This window comes from Pseudomonas sp. Bc-h, assembly GCF_002080045.1.
Classification (GTDB): Bacteria; Pseudomonadota; Gammaproteobacteria; order Pseudomonadales; family Pseudomonadaceae; genus Aquipseudomonas.
Genome location: NZ_MUIN01000011.1, coordinates 113,949 through 137,805, shown reverse-complemented (window position 1 = coordinate 137,805; position 23,857 = coordinate 113,949). Strand labels below are relative to the sequence as shown.

General features: G+C 59.0%; 20 protein-coding genes. 15 read left to right on the top strand and 5 right to left on the bottom strand.

Features of this window, described 5'->3' with window-relative positions; all coding sequences use genetic code 11:
• Positions 1-52: 52 nt before the first annotated feature.
• The 9 genes from rpsA (at position 53) to fabF (ending at position 10,587) form a co-directional block, all read left to right on the top strand.
• Positions 53-1,738 (top strand): 30S ribosomal protein S1, encoded by a 1,686-nt coding sequence (rpsA, locus tag BWR59_RS20935; protein ID WP_081567543.1) that lies wholly within the window; start codon positions 53-55, stop codon positions 1,736-1,738.
• Between the two features lie 248 nt (positions 1,739-1,986).
• The gene (gene ihfB / locus BWR59_RS20930) at positions 1,987-2,286 is read left to right on the top strand and encodes an integration host factor subunit beta (RefSeq protein WP_037011901.1); all 300 of its coding nucleotides are present in this window, start codon (positions 1,987-1,989) and stop codon (positions 2,284-2,286) included.
• Between the two features lie 18 nt (positions 2,287-2,304).
• Entirely contained in the window at positions 2,305-2,541 is a 237-nt protein-coding gene (locus BWR59_RS20925) for a LapA family protein (RefSeq protein WP_081567542.1), read from the top strand.
• A gap of 522 nt (positions 2,542-3,063) precedes the next feature.
• The gene (locus tag BWR59_RS20920; RefSeq protein WP_081567541.1) at positions 3,064-4,437 is read left to right on the top strand and encodes a phosphomannomutase; all 1,374 of its coding nucleotides are present in this window, start codon (positions 3,064-3,066) and stop codon (positions 4,435-4,437) included.
• Positions 4,438-4,629: 192 nt separating this feature from the next.
• A complete protein-coding gene (locus BWR59_RS20915; protein ID WP_081567540.1) occupies positions 4,630-5,646 on the top strand; it encodes a glycosyltransferase family 4 protein in 1,017 nt (338 codons plus the stop codon).
• A gap of 102 nt (positions 5,647-5,748) precedes the next feature.
• On the top strand, positions 5,749-7,752 hold the full coding sequence (locus tag BWR59_RS20910; protein ID WP_081567943.1) for a nucleoside-diphosphate sugar epimerase/dehydratase: 2,004 nt from the start codon (positions 5,749-5,751) through the stop codon (positions 7,750-7,752).
• A 189-nt stretch (positions 7,753-7,941) separates the two neighbouring features.
• Positions 7,942-8,280 carry a helix-hairpin-helix domain-containing protein gene (locus BWR59_RS20905; RefSeq protein WP_081567539.1) on the top strand — a complete coding sequence of 113 codons (339 nt, stop codon included), beginning with the start codon at positions 7,942-7,944 and terminating at the stop codon, positions 8,278-8,280.
• Positions 8,281-8,463: 183 nt separating this feature from the next.
• A complete protein-coding gene (locus BWR59_RS20900) occupies positions 8,464-9,270 on the top strand; it encodes an SDR family oxidoreductase (RefSeq protein ID WP_081567538.1) in 807 nt (268 codons plus the stop codon).
• Between the two features lie 42 nt (positions 9,271-9,312).
• Positions 9,313-10,587: a beta-ketoacyl-ACP synthase II gene (gene fabF / locus BWR59_RS20895; protein ID WP_081567537.1), complete on the top strand. Its 1,275-nt coding sequence runs from the start codon at positions 9,313-9,315 to the stop codon at positions 10,585-10,587.
• A 46-nt stretch (positions 10,588-10,633) separates the two neighbouring features.
• Here the strand turns inward: fabF and BWR59_RS20890 are convergent, their stop codons facing one another.
• The 4 genes from BWR59_RS20890 to dsbD all read right to left on the bottom strand — a co-directional run bounded on the left by BWR59_RS20890 (position 10,634) and on the right by dsbD (position 14,676).
• Positions 10,634-11,200 (bottom strand): TetR/AcrR family transcriptional regulator, encoded by a 567-nt coding sequence (locus BWR59_RS20890; RefSeq protein WP_081567536.1) that lies wholly within the window; start codon positions 11,198-11,200, stop codon positions 10,634-10,636.
• 124 nt (positions 11,201-11,324) lie between these two features.
• Positions 11,325-12,080, bottom strand: a complete 756-nt coding sequence (gene dsbG, locus BWR59_RS20885) for a thiol:disulfide interchange protein DsbG (protein ID WP_178111242.1) — start codon at positions 12,078-12,080, stop codon at positions 11,325-11,327.
• A gap of 5 nt (positions 12,081-12,085) precedes the next feature.
• The gene (locus BWR59_RS20880) at positions 12,086-12,940 is read right to left on the bottom strand and encodes a TlpA disulfide reductase family protein (protein WP_081567534.1); all 855 of its coding nucleotides are present in this window, start codon (positions 12,938-12,940) and stop codon (positions 12,086-12,088) included.
• On the bottom strand, positions 12,940-14,676 hold the full coding sequence (gene dsbD, locus BWR59_RS20875; protein ID WP_081567533.1) for a protein-disulfide reductase DsbD: 1,737 nt from the start codon (positions 14,674-14,676) through the stop codon (positions 12,940-12,942). The genes BWR59_RS20880 and dsbD overlap by 1 nt, the downstream gene beginning before the upstream one ends.
• Positions 14,677-14,850: 174 nt before the next feature.
• Between dsbD and BWR59_RS20870 the strand changes: the two genes are divergently transcribed.
• The 6 genes from BWR59_RS20870 (at position 14,851) to BWR59_RS20845 (ending at position 22,910) form a co-directional block, all read left to right on the top strand.
• Positions 14,851-15,534, top strand: coding sequence for a response regulator (locus BWR59_RS20870; RefSeq protein ID WP_081567532.1), 684 nt, complete (start codon positions 14,851-14,853; stop codon positions 15,532-15,534).
• A complete protein-coding gene (locus BWR59_RS20865) occupies positions 15,531-16,859 on the top strand; it encodes an ATP-binding protein (protein WP_081567531.1) in 1,329 nt (442 codons plus the stop codon). The genes BWR59_RS20870 and BWR59_RS20865 overlap by 4 nt, the downstream gene beginning before the upstream one ends.
• 304 nt (positions 16,860-17,163) lie before the next feature.
• A complete protein-coding gene (locus tag BWR59_RS20860) occupies positions 17,164-18,444 on the top strand; it encodes a serine/threonine transporter (RefSeq protein ID WP_081567530.1) in 1,281 nt (426 codons plus the stop codon).
• 239 nt (positions 18,445-18,683) lie between these two features.
• Complete coding sequence (locus BWR59_RS20855; RefSeq protein ID WP_081567529.1) at positions 18,684-19,625, top strand: sensor domain-containing diguanylate cyclase; 942 nt, start codon at positions 18,684-18,686, stop codon at positions 19,623-19,625.
• A 629-nt stretch (positions 19,626-20,254) separates the two neighbouring features.
• Positions 20,255-21,259, top strand: a complete 1,005-nt coding sequence (locus BWR59_RS20850; RefSeq protein ID WP_081567528.1) for a helix-turn-helix domain-containing protein — start codon at positions 20,255-20,257, stop codon at positions 21,257-21,259.
• A 196-nt stretch (positions 21,260-21,455) separates the two neighbouring features.
• Positions 21,456-22,910, top strand: coding sequence for a mechanosensitive ion channel family protein (locus BWR59_RS20845; RefSeq protein WP_081567527.1), 1,455 nt, complete (start codon positions 21,456-21,458; stop codon positions 22,908-22,910).
• 42 nt (positions 22,911-22,952) lie between these two features.
• Here BWR59_RS20845 and BWR59_RS20840 read toward each other — a convergent pair whose 3' ends face one another.
• Positions 22,953-23,747: an SDR family oxidoreductase gene (locus BWR59_RS20840; protein ID WP_081567526.1), complete on the bottom strand. Its 795-nt coding sequence runs from the start codon at positions 23,745-23,747 to the stop codon at positions 22,953-22,955.
• Positions 23,748-23,857: the final 110 nt, after the last annotated feature.

Here is a 23,857-nt window from a genome sequence, read left to right as displayed (position 1 = left end):
TCTGGAGCGTGGCAGATAGGCGGATTCTTCGCCTTTATCAACAGGAATTAAAATGAGCGAAAGCTTTGCAGAACTCTTTGAAGAAAGCCTAAAGACCCTCAATCTTCAGCCGGGTGCGATCATCACCGGTATCGTTGTCGACATCGACGGCGACTGGGTTACCGTACACGCTGGCCTGAAGTCTGAAGGCGTCATCCCGCTGGAGCAGTTCTACAACGACGCTGGCGAGCTGACCATCAAGGTCGGTGACGAAGTTCACGTTGCGCTGGACGCGGTCGAAGACGGCTTTGGCGAAACCAAACTGTCCCGCGAAAAAGCCAAGCGTGCTGAGTGCTGGATCGTTCTGGAAGCGGCTTTCGCAGCTGAAGAAGTGGTCAAGGGCGTTATCAACGGTAAGGTTAAAGGCGGCTTCACTGTCGACGTTAACGGCATCCGTGCGTTCCTGCCAGGTTCTCTGGTTGACGTCCGTCCAGTGCGCGACACCACGCACCTGGAAGGCAAAGAGCTGGAATTCAAGGTCATCAAGCTGGACCAGAAGCGCAACAACGTTGTCGTTTCCCGTCGCAGTGTCCTGGAAGCCGAGAACAGCGCCGAGCGCGAAGCTCTGCTGGAATCCCTGCAGGAAGGTCAGCAAGTCAAAGGTATCGTCAAGAACCTCACCGATTACGGCGCATTCGTCGATCTGGGTGGCGTCGATGGCCTGCTGCACATCACCGACATGGCCTGGAAGCGCATCAAGCATCCATCGGAAATCGTCAACGTTGGCGATGAGATCGATGTAAAAGTCCTGAAGTACGATCGCGAGCGCAATCGTGTTTCCCTGGGCCTGAAGCAACTGGGCGAAGACCCATGGGTTGCTATCAAGGCACGTTACCCGGAAGGCACTCGCGTGACCGCGCGTGTTACCAACCTGACCGACTACGGCTGCTTCGCAGAGCTGGAAGAAGGCGTGGAAGGCCTGGTACACGTTTCCGAAATGGACTGGACCAACAAGAACATCCACCCATCGAAAGTCGTTCAGGTTGGCGATGAAGTGGAAGTCATGGTTCTGGACATCGACGAAGAGCGTCGTCGTATCTCCCTGGGCATCAAGCAGTGCAAATCTAACCCATGGGAAGATTTCTCTGGCCAGTTCAACAAGGGCGACAAGATCTCCGGCACCATCAAGTCGATCACCGATTTCGGTATCTTCATTGGTCTGGACGGCGGCATCGACGGTCTGGTTCACCTGTCCGACATCTCCTGGAACGAAGTGGGCGAAGAAGCCGTACGTCGCTTCAAGAAGGGCGACGAGCTCGACACCGTGATCCTGTCTGTTGATCCAGAGCGCGAGCGCATCTCGCTGGGTATCAAGCAGCTGGAAAGCGATCCGTTCTCCGAGTACGTCACTGTCAATGACAAAGGCGCTATCGTTCGCGGTACCGTTAAAGAAGTTGACGCCAAAGGCGCCATCATCACCCTGGCCGACGACATCGAAGCTACTCTGAAAGCCTCCGAAATCAGCCGTGACCGCGTTGAAGATGCGCGTAACGTCCTGAAAGAAGGCGAAGAGATCGAAGCCAAGATCATCAGCGTTGACCGCAAGAGCCGCGTGATCAGCTTGTCCATCAAGTCGAAAGACGTTGAAGACGAGAAAGAAGCGATTCAGAGCCTGCGTAGCAAGCCTGAAACCGCGGAAAACACTGGTCCGACCACTCTGGGCGACCTGCTGCGTGCTCAAATGGAAAAGCAGAACTGAGTTCTGTCTGACCATTTAAAAAGGGCGACTTCGGTCGCCCTTTTTTGTGGGTGACTGTTTTTCAGGGCTGAGATGCCGGTCCTCGTCGATATGCTCCAGGCCCCGAATGATGCGGCTTGGGCGGCGTAATGGCCTGTTGCCTGAAAATACCCCTCACATAAGTCGAAACATGGGCTGTTCAAATTCACGCGGTCATGCTAAAACCTTCAAAGCGCTTTACCTAGCTGCTTGAAAAAGAAGGGAAAAATATGACGAAGTCGGAGTTGATCGAACGAATTGTCACCCATCAAGGACTGCTCTCATCCAAGGATGTGGAGTTGGCCATCAAGACCATGCTTGAGCAGATGTCGCAATGTCTGGCCACCGGCGACCGTATTGAAATACGGGGCTTTGGCAGCTTCTCACTGCATTACCGCGCGCCTCGCGTGGGTCGCAATCCTAAAACCGGACAATCCGTCAGCCTTGACGGAAAATTCGTCCCTCACTTCAAGCCCGGAAAAGAGTTGCGTGATCGGGTGAACGAAGAGGAGGAGCACGAGCTCCAATAGCCGTCAGAGGAGTACTCGATGCGGAATGTTAAACGCCTGATTTTTTTTGTGATCGTCCTGCTGGTTCTCGCAGTGACGATTGTGTTCGTGCTTGAAAACCAACAGCCCGTTGCGTTGGTGTTCTTTGGCTGGTCCGCACCGGAGTTGTCCGTCGCCGTGCCGGTCATCCTGGCTCTTTTGGTTGGGATGTTGATTGGCCCGGTTCTTACCTGGGTCACCCGGTTACGCAAAAGGCCGAAGTCTCGCCTGGCTTGAGCGCGTTGCTTTCCAGAGCGTTGTGACACGCCTGGTGGACACCGGCTCGCCTTGGCTGGATCAGGCTTGAGCTCGTCCGCCATGCGGTGCCTCGCTGGCAGCGCCGTCTCTTCGCCCTATCTCAGGGTGACTGTTCCTGAATACCTCCGAAAAATTTCGTAAAACCATAGCGGCCGGATTCTACGGTGGATGGGCTAATCTGCGCTTTTTTTCAGGCGGCGGACCGAAAGCAGAAGTCGTCCTCAAGACCGTCCCTGCAGGTTTGCGCTTCGTGAGCTGAATGTATGGGGCGCTCAATTCAAACATTTCTTTTTGATATCATCCCCATGCAGTCTCCGGTTAACACTGGGAGCGGGTGCGATGAAGATAAATGCATTCGTGGAGTTAACTAATTTCCATTTTTACTGCCTAACCCTCGCCTCAAGCTGTTATGCGCGAGGGTAGCGTGCAGCCCGCAGATCGGGCTGCTTCATACTGAACAGAAGAACCCTCGGGTTTTTTCGTCGCATAGGTTTTTTACACATGAATCCCGACTATCCCGTTATTCAGACCCGTTGCTTCAAAGCCTACGATATTCGCGGTCAGGTCCCAAATGATCTGGACGCCGATATCGCCTATCGGATTGGGCGCTCCATGGTGGTGGAACTGGGTGCCAAAAATATCGTGGTCGGCAGAGACATGCGTCTCGAAAGCCCAGCGCTGGCTCAAGCCTTGATGCAAGGCATTCAGGAGGCCGGCGCCGATGTGATCGACATCGGCTTGTGCGGTACCGAAGAAGTCTATTTTGCAACCAGTCACTATGCCGCCGACGGTGGGGTGATGGTAACCGCCAGTCATAATCCCAAGGGTTATAACGGCATGAAGCTGGTCCAGCGCGAATCTCGCCCGATCAGCGGCGACACCGGTCTTGATGCCATCCGTCAGCGAGTGGACGCCGGTGACTATGGCTCAGCAGCTGCCCAGCAGGGCCGCGTCGAGGCAAAGCCGGACAAGGCCGCCTATATCGAACATTTGCTTAGCTATGTAAAAGGCGCTGACCTCAAGCCCCTGAAGATTCTGGCCGATCCGGGTAACGGTGCTGTTGGGCCTGCATTGGAGGCGATCAAGGCCAGGCTGCCCTTCGAATGGGTGATCATCAACGCTGAGCCGGATGGCAACTTCCCGAACGGCGTGCCAAATCCGTTGCTCCCGGAAAACCGCGAGCTGACTCGCGCTGCGTTGCTCGAACATAATTGCCAGTTGGGGCTTGCGTGGGACGGTGACTTCGACCGCTGCTTCTTTTTCGATGAAAAGGGTCGTTTCGTCGAGGGCTATTACCTCGTGGGCCTGCTGGCAGAAATGCTCCTCAAGCAGCATCCTGGCTCGAAAATCATTCACGACCCGCGTCTGACCTGGAACACCATCGATCAGGTGAATCTGGCAGGCGGTACGCCGGTACTCTGCAAGACTGGCCATGCGTTTATCAAAGAACGTATGCGCAAGGAAGACGCTGTCTACGGCGGCGAAATGAGCGCGCATCATTACTTCCGCGATTTTGCCTACTGCGACAGCGGGATGATCCCGTGGCTGCTGGTAACAGCGCTGATGTCGGTTTCGGGTAAATCGTTCTCTCAGCTGGTCGATGAGCGCATGGCCGCGTATCCGTGCAGCGGCGAGATCAACTACAAGGTCGCAGACGTCAAGACCGTATTGAGCAAGGTTCTGGAGCACTACGAACCCATCTGCTCGAACATCGACAAGACTGACGGTATCAGCCTTGAGTTCGCCGAATGGCGCTTCAACCTGCGTGGTTCGAACACCGAGCCATTGCTGCGCCTGAACGTAGAGAGTCGCCGTGATCCGGCGCTGGTGGATGCCAAGGTCAAGGAAATCGAGCAGTTGCTGAAGGCCGGTTGATAACGGTACCGCGGCCCTTGGACAGGTTGATCAAGGGTTGCTGGCCGATGCCCCGCACCATTCTCTCCCGCTTTAGCGTTATGCCCCCTGCGTGATATCTTTCGCACGTTTTTCGTAGACCCATCCTTCCATCGCCGCGGTTCATTCCAGGTGATGGAGGGATGCACGCGCGTACTCAACAACGGAACAAAAATGGATCATTGGTGTTTGGCGGTTGCGGTTGTCGGTATTTCGTTTGCGTTGACTTACTGGCTGCGGCGTTACGCACTTCATAAAAGCCTGCTCGATATCCCCAACGGCAGGAGCTCACATACGGTTCCCACACCACGAGGTGGTGGGGTCGCCATCGTAATCAGCTACCTTGCTGCATTGGTTTTGCTATTCGCGGAAGGCGCGCTCAGTGGACCTCTGTTTCTCGCTTTGCTTGGCTCCGGATTGATCATCGCTGCGCTAGGGTTTCTCGACGATCATGGCCATGTCGCCGCGCGTTGGCGTCTGTTAGGCCATTTTTTCTCTGCGGTCTGGGCATTGGTCTGGTTAGGCGGCTTACCACCCGTGGTCATTTTCGGTGCAGCGCTGGACCTTGGCTGGGTGGGACATGTTCTGGCCGCCGTCTATCTGGTGTGGCTGCTCAACCTTTACAACTTCATGGACGGTATCGACGGCATTGCCAGCGTCGAAGCTGTCTGCGTGTGCATCGGCGCAGCAGTGATCTACGCGTTGAGCGGTTTTGCCGATCTGATCTGGCTGCCTCTGTTGCTGGCAGCGGCCGTTCTGGGATTTCTGTTCTGGAACTTCCCTCCCGCCAAAATCTTCATGGGGGATGCGGGGAGCGGCTTTCTAGGCATCATCCTTGGCCTTCTATCGCTCCAGGCGGCTTGTATTTCCTCGCAGTTATTGTGGGCATGGCTTATTCTCCTTGGGGTTTTCATCGTAGACGCTACAGTTACCCTCATCCGTCGCCTCGTCCGGGGCGACAAAGTCTATGAGGCTCACAGAAGCCATGCTTACCAGTTTGCGTCGCGTAAATATGGCGAGCATCTTCCAGTGACGTCCGCAGTCGGTGTAATCAATCTGTTCTGGCTGTTGCCAGTGGCCATCTGTGTTACGCAGTTCGGGCTTGATGGTGCGATCGGTGTAGTCGTCGCTTACATTCCGCTGGCGATTCTGGCATTGAAATTCAACGCTGGAGAGCTTGAACGTAATTGAAGCAGCCCCCGAGCCTTGGGGGTGGTGTAATTCTTGCGTATTGCTGGAATCAACACTGCTGTTGCTGGTCGATAGGAGATTGAACTCGTGTTCGAGGGATTCATGGACAAATTGCGCGCTATGCTTCTGGCGTTGCCGCGTCGGCAGAAGCGGATAATTCAGGTCGCGACAGATGTCTGTCTGGTCTGGTTTGCCTTGTGGATGGCCTTCGTGGTCCGTCTGGGCATAGACGATCTCATCAATCCGCTCGAAATCCACACGTGGTTGTTCATCAGCGCTCCAGTCGTCGCTATTCCCCTGTTTATCCGGATCGGCATGTACCGCGCCGTCATGCGCTATTTCGGCAACGATGCGCTGGTCGCAATTATCAAGGCCGTCAGTCTTTCAGCGTTGATTCTGGGCGTTGTGGTCTACCTCTACAGCAACCACCAGCACGTCGTGCCGCGTTCGGTGATGTTCAACTACTGGTGGTTGAGCCTGGTGATGATTGGCGGTTTGCGGCTCGCGATGCGCCAATATTTCCTGGGTGACTGGTTCTCGGCCGCGCAGCATGTGCCGTTCGCGACCCGCGACGACGGTCTGCCCAAAGTTGCCATTTATGGTGCGGGCGCGGCCGGTAATCAACTGGTTGCCGCGCTGAGGATGGGGCGGTCAATGCGCCCGGTTGCTTTCATCGACGATGACGACTCGATCTCCAATCGGGTAATTTCCGGGCTGCAGGTTTACAAACCCAAACACATCCAGCAGATGATCGACGCGACGGGCGCGCAGGAAATCCTGCTCGCGATCCCTTCATCGGCGCGCGCGCGGCGCCGTGAAATCCTCGGTTTTCTCGAAGGCTTCCCGCTGCACGTTCGCAGTGTGCCCAACTTCTCCGACCTCGCAGCAGGCCGTGTGAAGGTCGATGACTTGCAGGAAGTGGACATCGCGGACCTTCTGGGCCGTGATTCCGTTCCGGCGCAAGAAGAACTGCTTGAACACTGCATCAAGAATCAGTGCGTGCTGGTCACCGGCGCAGGCGGGTCGATTGGCTCGGAGCTGTGCCGACAGATCGTGCTGCTCAAGCCAACGACTCTGCTGTTGCTGGACCACAGCGAATTCAACCTCTACACGATTCTTTCAGAACTTGAGCGGCGAATCGCCCGTGAGTCGCTGAAGGTCAAGGTCCTGCCGATACTCGGTTCGGTGCGCAATCATTCCAAGCTGCTGGATGTCATGAAGACCTGGAAGGTCGATACGGTCTACCACGCAGCGGCGTACAAGCATGTGCCGATGGTCGAGCACAATATCGCCGAGGGTGTGCTCAACAATGTGATCGGAACCCTCAATGCAGCGCAGGCTGCCTTGCAGGCCGGCGTTGCCAACTTTGTGCTGATATCCACTGACAAGGCGGTCAGGCCGACCAACATCATGGGCAGCACCAAGCGCCTGGCGGAGTTGACCCTGCAGGCGTTGAGTCGCGAGACGGCTCCGGTGATGTTCGGGGACCGCGCCAATGTACATCAGGTCAATAAAACCCGTTTCATCATGGTGCGTTTTGGTAATGTCCTGGGCTCTTCCGGTTCGGTGATTCCGCTGTTTCATCAGCAGATCAAGTCAGGGGGGCCGCTGACTGTCACCCATCCAAAAATTACCCGCTACTTCATGACCATTCCGGAAGCCGCGCAACTGGTGATTCAGGCGGGTTCCATGGGGCAGGGCGGGGATGTATTCGTACTCGATATGGGCGAGCCGGTCAGAATCATCGAGCTTGCCGAGAAAATGGTTCACTTGTCGGGCCTGAGCGTTCGCACGGACAAGAATCCTCAAGGCGATATTTCAATCGAGTTCACGGGCTTGCGCCCGGGTGAAAAGCTTTATGAAGAGCTGCTGATCGGCGACAACGTGGCAGTCACCAGCCATCCGATGATCATGAGTGCTCAGGAAGATTTTCTCTCGTGGGATGTATTCAAGCAAAGCCTGTCGAACCTGCTCAAGGCGCTGGACGAAGACGATTACAACAGGGTTCGTCAGATCTTGGGCGACACCGTCAGTGGATATGCGCCGGAGGGCGATATCGTTGACTGGATTCATCAGCAGCGTCGTCACGAGCCAGGGGGGGCCTGAGCTGAGAAACCTTTGCTTACTCACTTAAATCCTCCGCGCAGTCGCGCAAAGGGCTTGGATTCAGCGGGTTCCGACGCAATACACATCCAGTCACCGATCCTTTCGTTGACGCTTCATCGGCAGCGTCTAGGTTTGGGAAGCAGCTCAGGAAAGCTGCTTCCTACCTAACGATGTCATGGAGCATTGCTTATGCGCACTTCCTACCTGTCGTCCCTTTTTTTTGGCCTGCTGGCCAGTGTTTCCATCGCCGCCAACGCCGCATCCGCTGATAGCACGACCACCTCACCCCCTGCGGCCTCGGTTTCCACCCCTGCTGCCGCCGAAAATGTGCTCAAGGTCAATCTCAATGCCGCCACTGCCGAGGTACTTCAAAAGGAGTTGACGGGAATAGGCGCGGCCAAAGCAGCTGCAATCGTAGCCTATCGTGAAGAGAACGGAGCTTTTACTTCGGTTGACGAGTTAATCGAGGTCAAAGGCATCGGTAAGGCGTTACTGGACAGGAATCGCGACAAGCTCGCTCTCGATTGAGATGGACCCTGGCACCAAGAGACCGATCATGGATCGGTCTTTTTTTGCCTGTTTTTCAACTGCGTGAGGCGACGCTTACCAGACGAGGGCTTGACACGAAAAATGTCAGTCGCCATATAATTTGTTAAATTACGGGCGTAATATGCCCCTGTTGCTACTCTCAAAGTCCACGGAGAAATGCCCATGAGCACCACCAGCACTCAAGGTACAGCCCTGATCACCGGCGCTTCCTCAGGCATCGGCGCCACTTACGCCGATCGCTTGGCCAAACGCGGTTTCGATTTACTGCTGGTCGCGCGCGATCAAGCGCGTCTGGAAACCCTCGCCGCCGAGCTGCGTGCAAAGACGTCTGTGACAGTCGAGGTGTTGAAAGCTGACCTGACGAGCTCCGCGGATATCTCCACTGTCGAGCAGCGCCTGCGCAGTGACGCGTCCATCACGCTGTTGCTGAATAACGCAGGTGTGGCGTCGAACAGCGCGTTGGCCGAAGCCGACATGGGTGAGGTCGATCGGCTGATCCAACTCAATATCGTCGCGTTGACCCATCTCGCCTCGGCGGCGGCAGCCGGTTTTCTGGCCCGTGGTCGCGGCGCGATCGTGAACATCGCCTCGGTGGTGCCGATGATCCCCGAGCGCTTCAACGCGGTGTACACCGCAAGCAAGGCCTACGTACTGAGCCTGACCCAGTCGCTCAATGCCGAAATCGGCGAGAGGGGCGTTCAGGTTCAGGCGGTCATGCCCGGCGCGACGCGTACAGAGATCTGGGAACGCGCCGGCATGGACCTCAATGCCTTCCCTCCAGAAATGGTGATGGACGTGAACGAGATGGTCGACGCAGCGCTGGCAGGTTTCGATCAGAAGGAACTTGTCACCATTCCATCACTGTCCAATGCCGCAGACTGGGACGCGTTGGTCAATGCACGTCTGGCGCTGGGGCCTAATCTGTCGCTGCAACACGCGGCTTCCCGATACAAAACGTCAGGTGCTTGAGTACGCGCCTGTGAACGTCCTGAAAGTCGAAAAGGTGAACGCATGAACGAACGTCGCATCGTAGTGACGGGCATGGGGCTGGTAACGCCTTTGGGTACCGGTGTCGAGAAAGTCTGGCAGCGTTTGCTCGAAGGGCGCTCTGGCATCGTTCAGTTGCCCGAAGAAACGGTGGCTGACTTACCAGGCAAGGTCGGTGGGCCGGTACCGACCCTGGCTGATGACCCGGAAGCGGGGTTTGATGCCGACGCCGCCGCGCCGCCCAAGGAACAGAAGAAGATGGACCGCTTCATCCTGTTTGCATTGGGGGCCGCTCAAGAGGCTGTCAAGCAGGCTGGCTGGGCGCCATCGACCAATGAAGAGCGCGAGCGCACGGCGACCATCATCGGTGCAGGTGTGGGCGGTTTCGTTTCCATCGCCGATGCGGTGCGGATCACCGATTCCCGCGGACCCCGGCGGCTTTCGCCATTCACCATCCCTTCGTTTCTGGTCAACCTGGCTGCTGGGCATGTGTCGATCCAGCACGGCTTCCAAGGGCCTATCGGCGCACCGGTTACCGCATGTGCGGCAGGCGTGCAGGCCATCGGCGACGCCGCTCGGATGATTCTTGCCGGTGAAGCGGATGTCGCGATATGTGGCGGTGCCGAGGCCTGTATTGATCGGGTCGCCTTGGGTGGCTTCGCGGCGGCGCGGGCGTTGTCCAGTGGTTTTAACGAGACCCCGGAGCGCGCGTCTCGGCCTTTTGATCGTGATCGTGATGGCTTTGTCATGGGTGAGGGCGCGGGTATCGTCGTCATCGAAACGCTTGAACACGCTCTGGCTCGTGGCGCCAAACCGATTGTTGAGCTGGTCGGTTACGGCACCAGCGCCGACGCTTATCACCTCACTGCCGGCCCCGAAGATGGCAGCGGCGCGCGGCGGGCAATGCAGGCGGCGATTCGTCAGGCGGGTATCAAGCCGTCTGACATCCAGCATGTGAATGCGCACGCCACCTCCACTCCGGTAGGGGACAAAGGGGAAATGGCGGCGATCAAGACAGTGTTCGGCGATCAGAACGGTGTGGCCGTGACGTCGACCAAGTCGGCCACCGGGCATTTGCTCGGCGCTGCGGGTGGCATCGAGGCGATTTTCACGGCTTTGGCGATTCGTGATCAGATCGCGCCGATGACCCTCAATCTGGACAACCCGGACGAGGCAGCAGCCGGGATCGATATCGTCCACGGCAAGGCGCGACCGATGAAGATCGAATACGCGCTATCCAACGGATTTGGCTTTGGCGGCGTCAACGCCAGCGTGCTGTTCCGCCGCTGGCAGCCTTGAGACGATAAAAAGCCCTGTCGGAAACGGCAGGGCTTTTCATTGCCGATCAGGCCTGGTCGATCTGCTGCTTGAGCTGATCGCGAGTGGTTTGCAGGATGCGTTCGGCCAACTGCGGGTTCTTTGCACTGCGAGCGAGCATTAGCGCACCGACCAGGCCCGACATGAGCATGACGCTCTTGTCGCTGTTTTCTTTCCCCGCACCCATCCCGGCTTCGAGCGTGGCGAGCATGCGCTCGATCAACTCGTCAGTGATTTCGCTCGGCTGGCCACGTTGCCCCAGCTCCGACGACATGGTCGGCAGAGGGCAGCCGTTTTCGGGCTGGGTGCGATGCTCGGGCGACAAGTACATGTCGATGAACGCCGCCGCCGAGTCGTCCCCGGACAATTTGGCGGCTCGCGACTCATGCAACTGATCCACTGCGCAACGCAGGGCTTTTTCGACCAGGTCATCCTTGGATTTGAAATGGGCGTAGAAACCACCATGGGTCAGGCCCAGTGCCTTCATCAGCGGCTGCAAACCAGTTGCGCCAATACCGTCCCGACGAAAGCGCGCGGCGGCTTCGTGAAGGATGCGCTGATGGGTTTGGGCTTTGTGATCTTCGGCGTAACGCATTGAACGAGCCTCCCGACTATGGCTCTTGAAATGGTGATCGACATTTTTACACGTATGACATGCCGATGCAGTATCCACTTTTCAGGCCAGCTTGCCATTGGTCAGAAGGTCACAGCCCTGGCGTTTACTTAGGGCCCATCATTTTGGCGAGCACCTCGGGTCGCGGCGCGCCTTGCTGTTGTTGCAGGTTGCCGTCCTTGTCTTTGTAGAAGATCGATGGCGTGGCCGACAGCCCCATGTCTTCCATCAGTTTCATGTTGGCGTCGAGCTTGGCCTGGATGTCTTTGGGAATGGTGTCCATGGCCTTGAGCGTGCTGCTCTTGCCGGCCTGTTCATGCTTTTGCAGGGCGACTTCCGGGTTGGCGTCGGCCAACAAGGTCGCAGCTTTGGCGGCGCTGTCTTCGCGAATCACACCGACCATGATGTGCCGTAGTTGCACCTTGCCGGATTTGACCCAGGGTCGCGCCTGTTCCCAGAAGACGTTGCAGTAAGGGCAGTTGGCATCGCTGAACAGGTAGATCACTTTCGGGGCGGTCTTGACGCCGTCGGCGATCCAGGTGCTGTTCTCCATCTGGCTCCACATTTCCTTGGTCATGGGCTCATAGACCAGCTTTTGTAGTGGCGCTTCGCTGAGGTCTTCGCCTTTTTCGTCGAACAGGTTGCCCGCCAGCACATGTTTACCGTCGGCTGTCAGGTACAGCGCCATGGCCTGCTTCTGGTATTCGGCGGCGAAACCCTTGAGCCCGCCGGGTGCGTCGAAGCTGCCCTTGATCGTCGCGCCCTTGGCTTCCAGAGCCTTGATCGGCGCGGGCAGTTCCTCAGCCTGCAACAGCGGGCTTTGCAGCACGAGCAGGCTGACGGCGACGACGGATAAACGCATGAAACTCATTGAGTGCTCCTTGAGGGAGTGTTCGTAAGACGGGAATCGGGCGGCGCCGTTTCGTTGAAGTTGTCCAGATAATGCTTGAGGCTGGCGCTGGAGAGTTCGCCCATGTGGCTGCCGGACAAGCGACCGTCCGGGGCATAAAAAAGGGTGGTAGGCAGGGCGGCAGAGCCGACGCGCTGCGCCAGCTCGCCATTACCGTCGAACAGCACGTTGCTCAGATGCAGACCCTGGCTTGCGAAGAAAGTCGCAACCTCGCGAGGCGTTTCTGCCTGGTTGACGAACAGGAACTCAACACCGGGATTGAGCTGTTGCGCGGATTGCAGCACTGGCATTTCGCGACGGCAGGGCGGGCACCAGGTGGCCCATAGATTGACCACCAGAGGCTTGCCGCGAAAGTTGCTCAGTTGCACGGGTTCTCCAGCTGCATTACGCAAAGTCAGATCCGGCAGATTCGCGTCGTGGTGGAACACACTGACCAGCAGATTCGCCAGCCCCCAGAACACCAGGCCACTGGCGACGCCCATGCTCATGGGCATTCGCAGGGTTGGTTTCTTCCAGCCGAAAAGCAGGGCGCCGGTAAGCACCGCAATCACCCCCGGCCAGACGGAAAATCCGCCGTCGCGAATGTCGATGATACTTATGGGGTTGGCACGATACTGCGCCCAGTAGCCGATCACGAAAGCGAGGCGGGCGACGACCAGCCCCAGCAGAAACAGGCCGAACAGCGCGCGCTCCGGATTGATCCTCTGACGACGACCGCTGATCCAGCCCACCAGCGTCGCCAGCGCCAGTGCTGGAAGCAACAGCAGGTGATTCATCGCCAGCACCAAGGGGCCGAGGGAAAAGCTCAGCATCAGCCGCGCTCCCGGGTGGTCTGCCATTGCTCGGTAAATTGCTTGTCATCGACCTCGCCAGTGATGCGGCGCTCCCGACGTTCGCTGCCGTCTGGACCGATCCACAGCATTGTTGGTGGGCCGGGAACCTGATAACGCTTGAGCAATTCACGGCTGGCATCGTTGTCCGCCGTTACGTCCAGGCGTAGCAGCCGAACGCCGTTCAACGCCTGAATGACGTCAGCCTTGCCGAATACGTTCTTCTCCATGATCTTGCAGGACACGCACCAGTCGGCGTAGTAGTCGATCAAGACCCACTGGCCATTGCTGCTGGCGGTGGCCAGTTCGCGGTCGAGGACGGCGGGGTCTTTTACCGTCGTGAATGCGTCGTGGCTTTCGCGGGTCAAGTCGCCTCGCGCACCGCTGTAAATCTTCAGCGGCTGCCAGGGATCGTAGCCGCCACCGGCTGCGCCCACCATCATCATCACGCCCCACAGGCCCAGCACTATCCCAGCCGGGCCGGCGATCAAGGCGGCGCGCTTCAGGTGGCGGGTCTGAGCGATAGCGCTGAAAGCGACGATCAATAGCAATACGCCGAACAGCGCCAGCCACAGGGTTTCATCCAGCAACGGCCTGATCATGATCAGCGCGGTGCCCAGTAACAGGAAGCCGAACACGCCTTTGACCAGATCCATCCACGCCCCGGGTTTGGGCAGGAAGCGATTGCCGACAGTGACGACCAACAACAATGGCAGGCCAATGCCCAGGCCCATGACGAACAGCACCAGCGCGCCGTGCAGGGCATTACCGCTTTGCGCGATGTACAGCAGCGCGCCGGCCAGTGGCGCGGTCATGCAAGGCCCGACCATCAGTCCGGACAAGGCACCGAGAACGCCAGCGCCCAGCAGGCTTCCGCCTTGGCGCTGGCGCCCGGCGTTTTCAAGTCGATCACGCAGGAAACCTGGTAATTGCAGCTCGAAAAACCCGAACATCGGCAGCGATAGAAGGACGAACAGCCCGGCGAAACTGCCCAGCAACCAGGGCTGTTGCAGTGTCGATTGCAGATTGCCGCCGAGTAGCGCAGCAACGACACCCAAACCAGCGTAGATCAGGGCCATGCTCAGCACATAGACACCCGCCAGCGCGAAACCGCGTCGAGGCCGAGCGCCACTGCCCACCACCACGCCCGCCAGAATCGGCAACATCGGCAACGAACAAGGGGTGAAAGCCAGCAACTGACCGAGACCGAAGAAAATCAGCAGACTCCAGCCCAGCGAACGCTCCTGCAGGTTGCTGGCCAACGTCTGATCCTGCGCCTGGCCGTCGACCACCTTGGCGCTGCCGCCTCCCAGATCGATGACCTGGCTTTGCGGGGGATAACACAGCCCGGCGTCGGCACAACCCTGCCAACCGACCTTGACCTGGCCCTTGGCGGAAGCGGGGATCACCAATTCAAGCCCTTGGCGATACACCTGCTGTTGACCGAAATACTCGTCGTTGTGCTCCTCGCCCGGCGGCAGAGCAGGTTGCTGATTGACGCTCAGTCCCTCGAATTTAAGCCGCTTCTGGTACAGGTAATATCCGTCGGATATCTGCCAGTACAGACGTGTTTCCCCGGACTCCAGACGCTCTGAACTGAACATGAACGCCTGTCCGACAGGCAGGAAATCCGGCTTCTTGAACAAGTCTGTGCCGGGCAGCGCTTGCGCCAGCAAGGGAAACAACAGAAGCATCAGCAGCAGCAACAACTTACGCATGCATACACCCGGCAGATCGTGAATGAAGCGAGAGTGACGGGCGGTGATTAAGGGCTGATTAACGGCGGGGTTCTCACAGGCAGCGCCCAGAATCAAAAGCGGACGTCTGCCGCCTGCTGCATAATCCACCCTTAATCCCCCGCTGATTCAATCGCCTTTTTGTCGAGGCCGCCCATGCACGTACTGCTCTGTGAAGACGACGACCTGATTGCCAGCGGCATTGCTGCAGGGCTCGATGCCCAAGGGCTGACCGTTGACCGTGTTGCCACTGCGTCGGCGGCGCGGGCGATGCTCTCGGCGGCGCATTTCGATGTCATGGTGCTGGACCTCGGCTTGCCGGATGAAGACGGCCTCAAACTGTTGCGCCAGTTGCGCCAGCAGGGCGTCGACATTCCGGTGCTGATCCTCACCGCGCGCGACACCGTCACCGATCGCGTCGATGGCCTGCAGGCAGGGGCCGATGATTACCTGCTCAAGCCCTTCGACCTGCGCGAGCTCAGCGCCCGGCTGCACACGCTCGTGCGGCGCATGGCCGGACGCAGCGTCAACGTCATCGAGCATGGCGCCCTGACTTACGACCCCAGCAGTCGCGAGACCCGTCTGGCTGGCCAGCCTGTCGATCTGTCGCGACGTGAGCAGGCGCTGCTTCAGGCATTGCTCAACAACAACGGTCGGGTGCTGTCCAGCGAGCAACTGAAGGACTGCGTCTATGGCTTCGGTGACGAAGTCGAAAGCAACGCCCTCAACGTTCATATTCATCATCTGCGGCGCAAGCTCGGTGGCGGCATCATCGAGACCGTGCGCGGCCTGGGCTATCGCCTCGGTCCTGCCGGTGATGTTGCGGAGCAGCAAGGATGATGAGTCTGCGAACTCGCCTCAGCCTGATTCTGGGCTCGGCGTTCATTCTGATCTGGGTGCTGGCCGCCGCGTGGATGCTACGTGACCTGCGCACGCAAATGATGGAGTCCCTTGACCAGCGGCTTGAAGCGTCGGCGCGTATGGTGGCGGGGCTGCTGGAACAGATGCAGATGCCCGCCGACGGCGAGGGTCGCTCGCTGCGGGCCGGTGAACTCGGGATTCCCAACGGCATGGCCTGTCAGTTGAGTTCTCTGCGTGGGCAAGTGTTGGCGCGTACCGAAAGCTCGCCCGCCGAACCGCTCAAGGCCGACGCGAGCGGTTTCCATGACCAGATGATCAACAACGAACACTGGCGCGTGTACACCATGATGCACGGCAACGTGCGCGTGAGTACCGCGGACCGGCAGATCGAACGCGACGTGCTGGGGCATTCGGTGCTGCTGGCGGCATCGGTGCCGGTGCTCGTGGCGCTGTTCGGCAGCCTGATACTGGTCTGGTTCGGCATCGGGCGCGGGCTGGCGCCACTCAATCGCATGCGCGATGCATTGAATCGACACAGCGCCGATTCGGTCGAGCCGCTGGACGTGCCGAATCTGCCCAGCGAGTTGCAGCCGTTGCTGAAGAGCCAGAACCAGTTATTCCAGCGCATCGCCCAGACTCTGGAACGCGAACGCCGACTGACCGGCGATGCGGCCCATGAGTTGCGCAGTCCACTGACGGCGATCAAAACCCACTTGCAAGTGGCGCGCATGACCGAAGGCGACAAGCGCGACAAGGCGCTGGCCCATGCAGAAGAGGGCGCCGACCGGATGCATCGGACCCTTGAGCAGTTGCTCTTGCTGGCGCGGGTCGAAGGCAGCCTGTCGTTCGACGATGGCGTGCAATGTGATGCCGAGAAGGTCGCACGGCTGGCGATTCACGATGCCAACCACGGCGATGACCAGCGCATCGAATTGATCTTGCCGACGCAGTTATCCACAGCGCCGGTGGAGATGCCCGCGGCGCTGGCAGTGGCGGCGCTGCGCAATCTGCTGGACAACGCCTTGCGTCACACTCAAGTGGGCGCGCGGGTGGAGTTGAGTATCGAGACCTTCGATGGCCAGGCGCATTTCCGCGTCCGGGATTACGGCCCCGGCATTCCGGAGCCCGATCTGGACAAACTGACCCAGCGCTTCTGGCGCAACGGCAAGAGCCCCGGCGCCGGCTTGGGTCTGGCGATCGTTCAGGCCATCGTCCAGCGCTGTGCGTGCTCGCTGAAGTTCGACAGCCGCAGTGACGGGTTGCGGGTGGAGTTGAGCATGCCGTTGCGGCGGGTCGATGGCTGATCGGGCCCTTACTCACCGGTAGCAGTCCGGCTTGCCGGCGGTGGCGATCAAGCGACTGTCACCACCAGCAAGCCGGACTGCTACGGATGATCCATGCCCTGTACCCTGCGCTACGTTGTCGCAGTGGCCCGTCGCAAACCTCTGAAAGCATGACCATCCCTCCGACAACCCTTTGATTCTGCTCTCTAATCCCGGACAATCGCGCCCCTTTCCCTGTAGAGAACCGGTCAGGGGCGCTGACTGCCGAGCTTTTCGACGCGCTTTTGACCTTGTAGCTATCACCGGCAACGGAGAAATCGACCGGATGAATGATCAGGCCAACAGCGTCGAACAACGCATCGACGCCGCGCCCGCAAGCGTGACGACTACCTGGAACCGCCACGACACCACCTGGATGCTCGGGCTGTTTGGCACCGCCATCGGCGCAGGCACTCTGTTCCTGCCGATCAACGCAGGTATCGGTGGCTTCTGGCCTTTGCTGATGCTTGCCGTGCTGGCATTCCCCATGACGTTTTACGCGCACCGCGGGCTGACTCGCTTCGTGTTGTCAGGTCGCGAAGGCGCGGACATCACTGAAGTCGTCGAGCAGCATTTCGGCAAGAAAGCCGGGGCGCTGATCACCCTGCTTTATTTCTTCGCGGTGTTCCCGATCCTGCTGATTTACAGCGTCGCGCTGACCAACACCGTCGCCAGCTTCCTCGAACACCAATTGCACGTTCAATCGCCTCCCCGCGCGGTGCTGGCATTCGTGCTGATCATCGGCCTGTTGGCGGTGGTGCGTTGCGGCGAGCGGCTGATCGTCAAGGCCATGAGCTTGATGGTCTATCCGTTCATCGTCGCGCTGCTGTTTCTGGCCGTGTTTCTGATTCCGCACTGGACCGGCGGCATTCTCTGCACAGCCACCAGCGTTCCTGCACCTTCGGCCTTGCTGCACACCTTATGGCTGGCGATTCCGGTGATGGTGTTTTCGTTCAACCATTCGCCGATCATTTCCGCGTTCGCCGTGGATCAAAAGCGTCAGTACGGTGACCAGGCCGAACAGCGCAGCTCGCAGATTCTTGCCCGTGCCCATGGCCTGATGGTGGTCATGGTGCTGTTCTTCGTCTTCAGTTGCGTGCTGACGCTGTCGCCGGAGCAACTGGCCGAGGCGAAGTCTCAAAACCTGTCGATCCTCTCGTACCTTGCCAACCACTTCAGCAATCCGACCATCGCTTTCGCCGCGCCGTTAATTGCTTTCGTGGCGATCACCAAATCGTTCCTGGGTCACTACATCGGTGCCAGTGAGGGCCTCAAGGGCCTGGTGGTCAAGAGCGGTCGTCGTCCGTCGCCACGCACGCTGGACCGCCTCACTGCAGCGTTCATGTTGGTGGTTTGCTGGCTGGTGGCGACACTGAACCCGAGCATACTTGGCATGATCGAAACCCTCGGTGGTCCGGTCATCGCCGCGTTGCTGTTCCTGATGCCGATGTACGCCGTGCGCAAGGTTCCTGCCATGCGTCAGTACGCGGGCAAGCTGTCCAACGTATTTGTGGTAGTGGTCGGTCTGGTGTCGATTTCGGCGCTGGTTTACTCGTTGCTGCCGTGATGAGGCCTGCCCTGTAGCAGTCCGGCTTGCCGGCGGTGACGGATTCGGGCCTGGGTTCGATCTGGCGAACGCAACCGCCGGCAAGCCGGACTGCTACAGAGAAGTGTCGATAGATCATATATAGCTGGCCTTCAACCAGCCGTCTGGAAAGTCTCTTCTGACGCCGACGCCACTCTTGCGCGGTGCCGATAGTGGCAACATGCTGTCGCCACCTTCTTTCTTCCGGAACGTGGTCGATCATGAGTGACGAATCCCTGCCCCCAGGCACCGACGGCGACGTCTACAAAACCCTGCTTGAATCGACCAAGGCCATCCCTTGGCGGATTGATTGGGAGAGCATGACCTTCAGTTACATCGGTCCGCAGATCGAACGGTTGCTTGGCTGGGAGCAGGACAGTTGGGTGGGCATCAACGACTGGGTCGAGCGCATGCACCCGGACGACCGCGATTACGTGGTCAACTTCTGCGTGTCCCAGTCCAAGGCCGGGGTCGATCATGAAGCCGATTACCGCGCGTTGACCAAAGACGGCGAATACGTCTGGATTCGCGACGTGGTCCACGTGGTGCGCAAGAATGGCGAGGTCGAGGCGCTGGTGGGTTTCATGTTCGACATCAGCGAGCGCAAGAAGACCGAGGAACATCTGGTTCGCCTGCAGAAGCAGCTCGAAGCGTACTCCTATCAGGACGGCCTGACCGGCATTGCCAACCGGCGCATGTTCGACACCGTGCTTGAGCGCGAGTGGACCAGCGCTCAGGAAACCGGGCAGCCAATGTCGCTGATCATGATGGATATCGATTACTTCAAGCAGTACAACGACCACTACGGGCACATCAAAGGCGATGAAGCGTTGCGCACGGTGGCCAAGACGCTGTCCCTGGCCGCCAACAATCCACGGGACTTCATCGCGCGCATCGGCGGTGAAGAGTTTGTCTGGCTGCTGCCCGATACCACACAGGATCAGGCGCGACGCGTGTCGGAGAAATGCATGCAGCTGGTTCGTCAGCAGCAGATTCCCCATGAGAAGTCTGAGGTCTCGCCTTTGCTCACCTTGAGCCTCGGTGTCGGGACCATCGTTCCCGGGCCGGATCAGACGGCCGTTGCGTTCATCGAGAAGGTTGATGGCTTGCTCTACCACGTCAAACGCAACGGGCGCATGCGCGCGGAGTATGGCGAGTTCTGACCGATCCGCAGGGGCAACCCCGAACTTTGCAGCAGGGCTTGCCGGCGGTGGCGAACCTGAGATCGCTACCGCCGGCGAGCCTGCGGCTACGGGGAATGGGTCGTGCCACCAAGCCCGTCTTGCGCGTCATGACCAGCGGGTCGTGAATCGACGAGTGGTTCACGAAGCTGGTCTATAGTTTCCCAGCGTTCTTACGCGCATCTTTGGACAGGGAGGCTCAAACATGGCTGACAAATCCGTTGTATTGACGAGCGCTGAGATCTTCGACTCGTCCGTGTCATTAAAACCCACGGACTTTCCCCGTATCGGGAGAGTCAGGGCGGAGTCAGACAATTTCGAGCTGAGCGAACTGAAACCCTGGTTCACGCTAGTGGACGACGAGGAAGAAGAGGAGGAATAGACACCTTGAGACCGCCGAGAAAGACCAGGGGTGTCACTGCCGTGCGCCTCTGGTCACCGCTTGAATTGATTCGCCCCGCCTTGAATTCCCGCCGTTTTTCGCTACACCTTCCTCAGCATCAAAAAATCGTTCAGCAGTGATCCAGGCCTTGAAAAAACCTACCTAAGGATGAGTGCGCTTTGCCCGCGAATCGGCAAAATGTGCGCTTTTGTCAGTGAGACCGCTCGTCATGTCCAGTGCTGCGCTCGCCGTGCCGTTCAATCGTCCTCGTACTGTGTTGTTCGTTGCCTATCCCGAAATGGGCCTGCTGGACCTGACCGGGGCGCAGACGGTTTTCTGGTGCGCCACCAAGGCCATGAATGAGCGCGGCCTGGCCGGTTACGATCGCCCCACGGCAAGCATCGCCGGGGGGCTGACCATAACCGCCGAAGGCGTGACGGTGGACACCATTCCCCTGTCGTCATTCGCCGGTGAAGAGGTGGACACCATCATTGTGCCGGGTGCGCCGGAGATCATTCGTGCGTTGGACAATAACCCCGATGTAATTGACTGGCTGTCATGGATGGCGCCTCAGGCAAGGCGCACGGCGTCGGTCTGCAGCGGCGCGTTTCTGCTGGCGCAGGCGGGTCTGCTCGAAAGCAAGCGCGCTGCGACACACTGGGCGATGTGCGACATGCTCAAGTCGCGTTTTCCCACGGTCGAGGTCGATCAGGACGCGATTTTCATTCAACAGGGCATGGTCTGGACGTCGGCGGGCGTCACGGCGGGCATCGATCTGGCGCTGGCCCTGGTCGAGGCCGATTGCGGGCGAGATGTGGCGATGCAGGTGGCCCGCGAGTTGGTGGTGTTCATGAAGCGCCCGGGCGGGCAGTCGCAGTTCAGCGAGATGCTGCAATCGCAGATGAACGATGGCGACACTTTTGCCGGTTTCCATGTCTGGCTCACGCAGAACCTGCAGCGCGAAGAGCTGGATGTCGAAATCCTGGCCCGCCAGGCGAACATGAGTGCGCGCAATTTCAGCCGGGTCTACAAGCAGAAAACCGGACGCAGCCCGGCCAAGGCGCTGGAGATCTTCCGTCTGGAGGCGGCGCGTCGGTTATTGGAGGATTCGGACCGCAATATCGATCAGATTGCGGGCGCGTGCGGCTTCGGAGACGAAGAACGCATGCGCGTCACTTTTCAGCGTCATCTGGCGATTTCACCCCGTGATTATCGCAGTCGGTTCTCGCGCTGAAACACCTGCCGGAGCTGTTTTTCGGGTCTGAAAACACGGCCGGAACACTGGCCTTTTTTCAGGGATTTTTGGCGTTTACCCTCCTTCGCTCCGGTCCTAGCATGTTCAAACCTGTGCCCGGAGCAAACAAAGGCTGTTGCTTGCCTGTCCCGGTGCGTCCGGGACGGGCTTTTTTGGTGTGAAGCAGGCATACGTCATGATCGAGATTCCGCAACTCTTCACCTTGATTGCAGGCTTCATGCTGCTGGCGCTGGATCTGCTCGTCTGGCACTTCACGCCGTCCGTTCGCATCCTTCAACGAACGCTGGTGCGCGTCGCCATTTTCCTGCTGTTCTCCTGGCTGATCATCGCCGTTGGCGTCAGCCCGTTGCAGCCATCGCCCTGGCCGGACGATGTCGCGCTGAACATGCTGAGCACGGTCCTTGCGGTGCTGTGGTGGTTCTTCGCAGCACGCACCCTCACGGTTGTGTTGAGCTCGATGTTTTTCAATCGTGGCGAACACAGCGCCCGTCTGTTTCAGGACATCATGGGCGCGGGGATTTTCCTGATCGCCATTGCGGCGGCTGCCGGTTACGTCATGCAGCTGCCGGTGAAAGGGCTGCTGGCGACCTCAGGCGGTATGGCCATCGTCGGCGGTCTGGCGCTGCGCAGCACTTTGAGCGATCTGTTTTCCGGGATCGTGCTCAACACCACCAAGCCCTACCAGGTTGATGACTACGTGCAGATCGACAGCATCGAGGGGCGGGTGGTCGACATCGACTGGCGCGCGACGCACCTCATGACCTCGCTGGGCAGCATGGCGGTGATTCCCAACGCCATCGTGGCCAACGCCAAGGTGCTCAACTTCAGTCGGCCGGTGGACGTGCATGGAGTGAGTGTCACGCTGCAAGTCCCGGCGCAGATACGCCCTGGCCGGGTGATCGAGGCGCTGGAAAGGGCGCTGCAGGGCACTCGCCAGTTGCTCGGCACGCACTCGGCCAAGGCCTCGGTGAAAAGTTCGACCACCGACTATATCGAATACGAAATGCGCGGCTTCATTGCTTCGCTCAGCCAGCGCACCGAAGTCTGCAATCAACTGTTCGATCTGGCCCATCGGCATCTGGAAGCAGCGGGGATAAAACTGGGTAACGGATCTCAGGCGGCCGCAGCGCCAGGCAACGTCGCGCAAGGCTGGAGTCGGCAGCGCCTGTTGCTGGAGGACGTCAAGATCTTTCGTTCGCTGAGTTCGGTTCAACGTGATCAACTGGCTGAAGCCATGCGCGTGGTCGAGTGCCATGCCGACCAGGTCGTGCTGGAATACGAAGAGGTGTCCGACTGCCTGATGATCATCAGCACCGGAGTGATTTCCCTCGCCGTGCATGATGGCGAGCGGCTGCTCGAAGCCACGCGCATGGGGCCGGGTGAGGTGCTGGGCGAAGAAGGGATTCTGGCCGACGCGCGCTCTCGGGGGCAATTTCGTTGCATCACCGGGTGCGTTCTGTTCCGCATCGACAAGGCCATGTTGCGCACTCATCTTGAAGCCAGCGGGGAGTTGAAAGCGGCGTTGAACAAGCTGCAACTGTTTCGTCAGGGGGTGCGCCAGTCGCTGCTGTTGCAAAAGCCGGTGGAGATCAAGAAGGGTGGTTTCCTGCGCTGGCTCAAGAGCGCCTGATGCTGCGGGAAAGCGCCGCTCGCCCGCAGATTCAAGGCTGAATCAGGCGATAGTGTCGACCACGCCGCCGTCAACGCGCAGAGCAGCGCCAGTGGTGGCCGATGCCTGTTTCGACGACACGTAGACCACCATGCTCGCCACTTCGTCGATGGTCGCCGCGCGCTGGATGATCGAGCTCGGGCGATGTTGCATGACGAACGCGGCGGCACTTTCTTCCAGCGACTTTCCGGTTTTCTCCACTTCATCCTTGAGCATGTCTGCCACGCCTTCGGACAGGGTAGGGCCTGGCAGGACGGCGTTCACGGTCACGCCCGTACCCGCCATGCGCTTGGCCAGCCCGCGGGAGATCGACAGATTGGAAGTTTTGGTGAAGCCGTAATGGATCATGTCCGCCGGGATATTCAGCGCCGACTCCGACGAGATGAACACAATCCGACCCCAGCCGCGTTTGGCCATGTCGTCGGCATAGGCGCGCGACAGGCGCACACCGGACATCACGTTGACGTCGAAGAAGCGCTGCCAGACCTCGTCCGGCGTGTCGAAGAAATCCTGTGGGCCGTAAATGCCGACGTTGTTGATCAGGATATCGACCTGCGGCACCGCCTTGACCAGCGCCTCGCAACCATCCGCGCTGCCGACGTCGGTGGCCACGCCCCGCAACTTCGCGCCGGGTACTTCGCCTTTGAGTCGGGTGACGGCCTCATCGACCGCTTCCTGCTTGCGCCCATTGACGATCACCTCTGCGCCCGCTTCCGCCAGCCCTTTGGCGATGGCGTATCCGATACCCAGGGTCGAGCCCGTCACCAGTGCGGTCTTGCCGGTCAAATCGATTTTCATGTCGGATGTCTCCGTTGAGGTTGTAAGAAAGATGGAGTGCTGGAATCAGCGTGGGTTCAAGGTGATCGGGTTAAGTGGAACCGGTCAGTGTAGGAGACAGGAGGCCGCAG

Bases quoted from the DNA above. Each gene is read 5' to 3' on its own strand.
- BWR59_RS20855 (WP_081567529.1), top strand. From the start codon at position 18,684: ATGAGTGACGAATCCCTGCCCCCAGGCACCGACGGCGACGTCTACAAA.
- dsbD (WP_081567533.1), bottom strand. From the start codon at position 14,676: ATGCGTAAGTTGTTGCTGCTGCTGATGCTTCTGTTGTTTCCCTTGCTG.
- BWR59_RS20870 (WP_081567532.1), top strand. From the start codon at position 14,851: ATGCACGTACTGCTCTGTGAAGACGACGACCTGATTGCCAGCGGCATT.
- BWR59_RS20845 (WP_081567527.1), top strand. From the start codon at position 21,456: ATGATCGAGATTCCGCAACTCTTCACCTTGATTGCAGGCTTCATGCTG.
- BWR59_RS20910 (WP_081567943.1), top strand. From the start codon at position 5,749: ATGGACAAATTGCGCGCTATGCTTCTGGCGTTGCCGCGTCGGCAGAAG.
- BWR59_RS20920 (WP_081567541.1), top strand. From the start codon at position 3,064: ATGAATCCCGACTATCCCGTTATTCAGACCCGTTGCTTCAAAGCCTAC.
- BWR59_RS20905 (WP_081567539.1), top strand. From the start codon at position 7,942: ATGCGCACTTCCTACCTGTCGTCCCTTTTTTTTGGCCTGCTGGCCAGT.
- BWR59_RS20880 (WP_081567534.1), bottom strand. From the start codon at position 12,940: ATGCTGAGCTTTTCCCTCGGCCCCTTGGTGCTGGCGATGAATCACCTG.
- rpsA (WP_081567543.1), top strand. From the start codon at position 53: ATGAGCGAAAGCTTTGCAGAACTCTTTGAAGAAAGCCTAAAGACCCTC.
- BWR59_RS20840 (WP_081567526.1), bottom strand. From the start codon at position 23,747: ATGAAAATCGATTTGACCGGCAAGACCGCACTGGTGACGGGCTCGACC.
- BWR59_RS20890 (WP_081567536.1), bottom strand. From the start codon at position 11,200: ATGCGTTACGCCGAAGATCACAAAGCCCAAACCCATCAGCGCATCCTT.
- BWR59_RS20860 (WP_081567530.1), top strand. From the start codon at position 17,164: ATGAATGATCAGGCCAACAGCGTCGAACAACGCATCGACGCCGCGCCC.
- BWR59_RS20900 (WP_081567538.1), top strand. From the start codon at position 8,464: ATGAGCACCACCAGCACTCAAGGTACAGCCCTGATCACCGGCGCTTCC.
- BWR59_RS20925 (WP_081567542.1), top strand. From the start codon at position 2,305: ATGCGGAATGTTAAACGCCTGATTTTTTTTGTGATCGTCCTGCTGGTT.
- BWR59_RS20850 (WP_081567528.1), top strand. From the start codon at position 20,255: ATGTCCAGTGCTGCGCTCGCCGTGCCGTTCAATCGTCCTCGTACTGTG.
- fabF (WP_081567537.1), top strand. From the start codon at position 9,313: ATGAACGAACGTCGCATCGTAGTGACGGGCATGGGGCTGGTAACGCCT.
- BWR59_RS20865 (WP_081567531.1), top strand. From the start codon at position 15,531: ATGATGAGTCTGCGAACTCGCCTCAGCCTGATTCTGGGCTCGGCGTTC.
- BWR59_RS20915 (WP_081567540.1), top strand. From the start codon at position 4,630: ATGGATCATTGGTGTTTGGCGGTTGCGGTTGTCGGTATTTCGTTTGCG.
- dsbG (WP_178111242.1), bottom strand. From the start codon at position 12,080: ATGCGTTTATCCGTCGTCGCCGTCAGCCTGCTCGTGCTGCAAAGCCCG.
- ihfB (WP_037011901.1), top strand. From the start codon at position 1,987: ATGACGAAGTCGGAGTTGATCGAACGAATTGTCACCCATCAAGGACTG.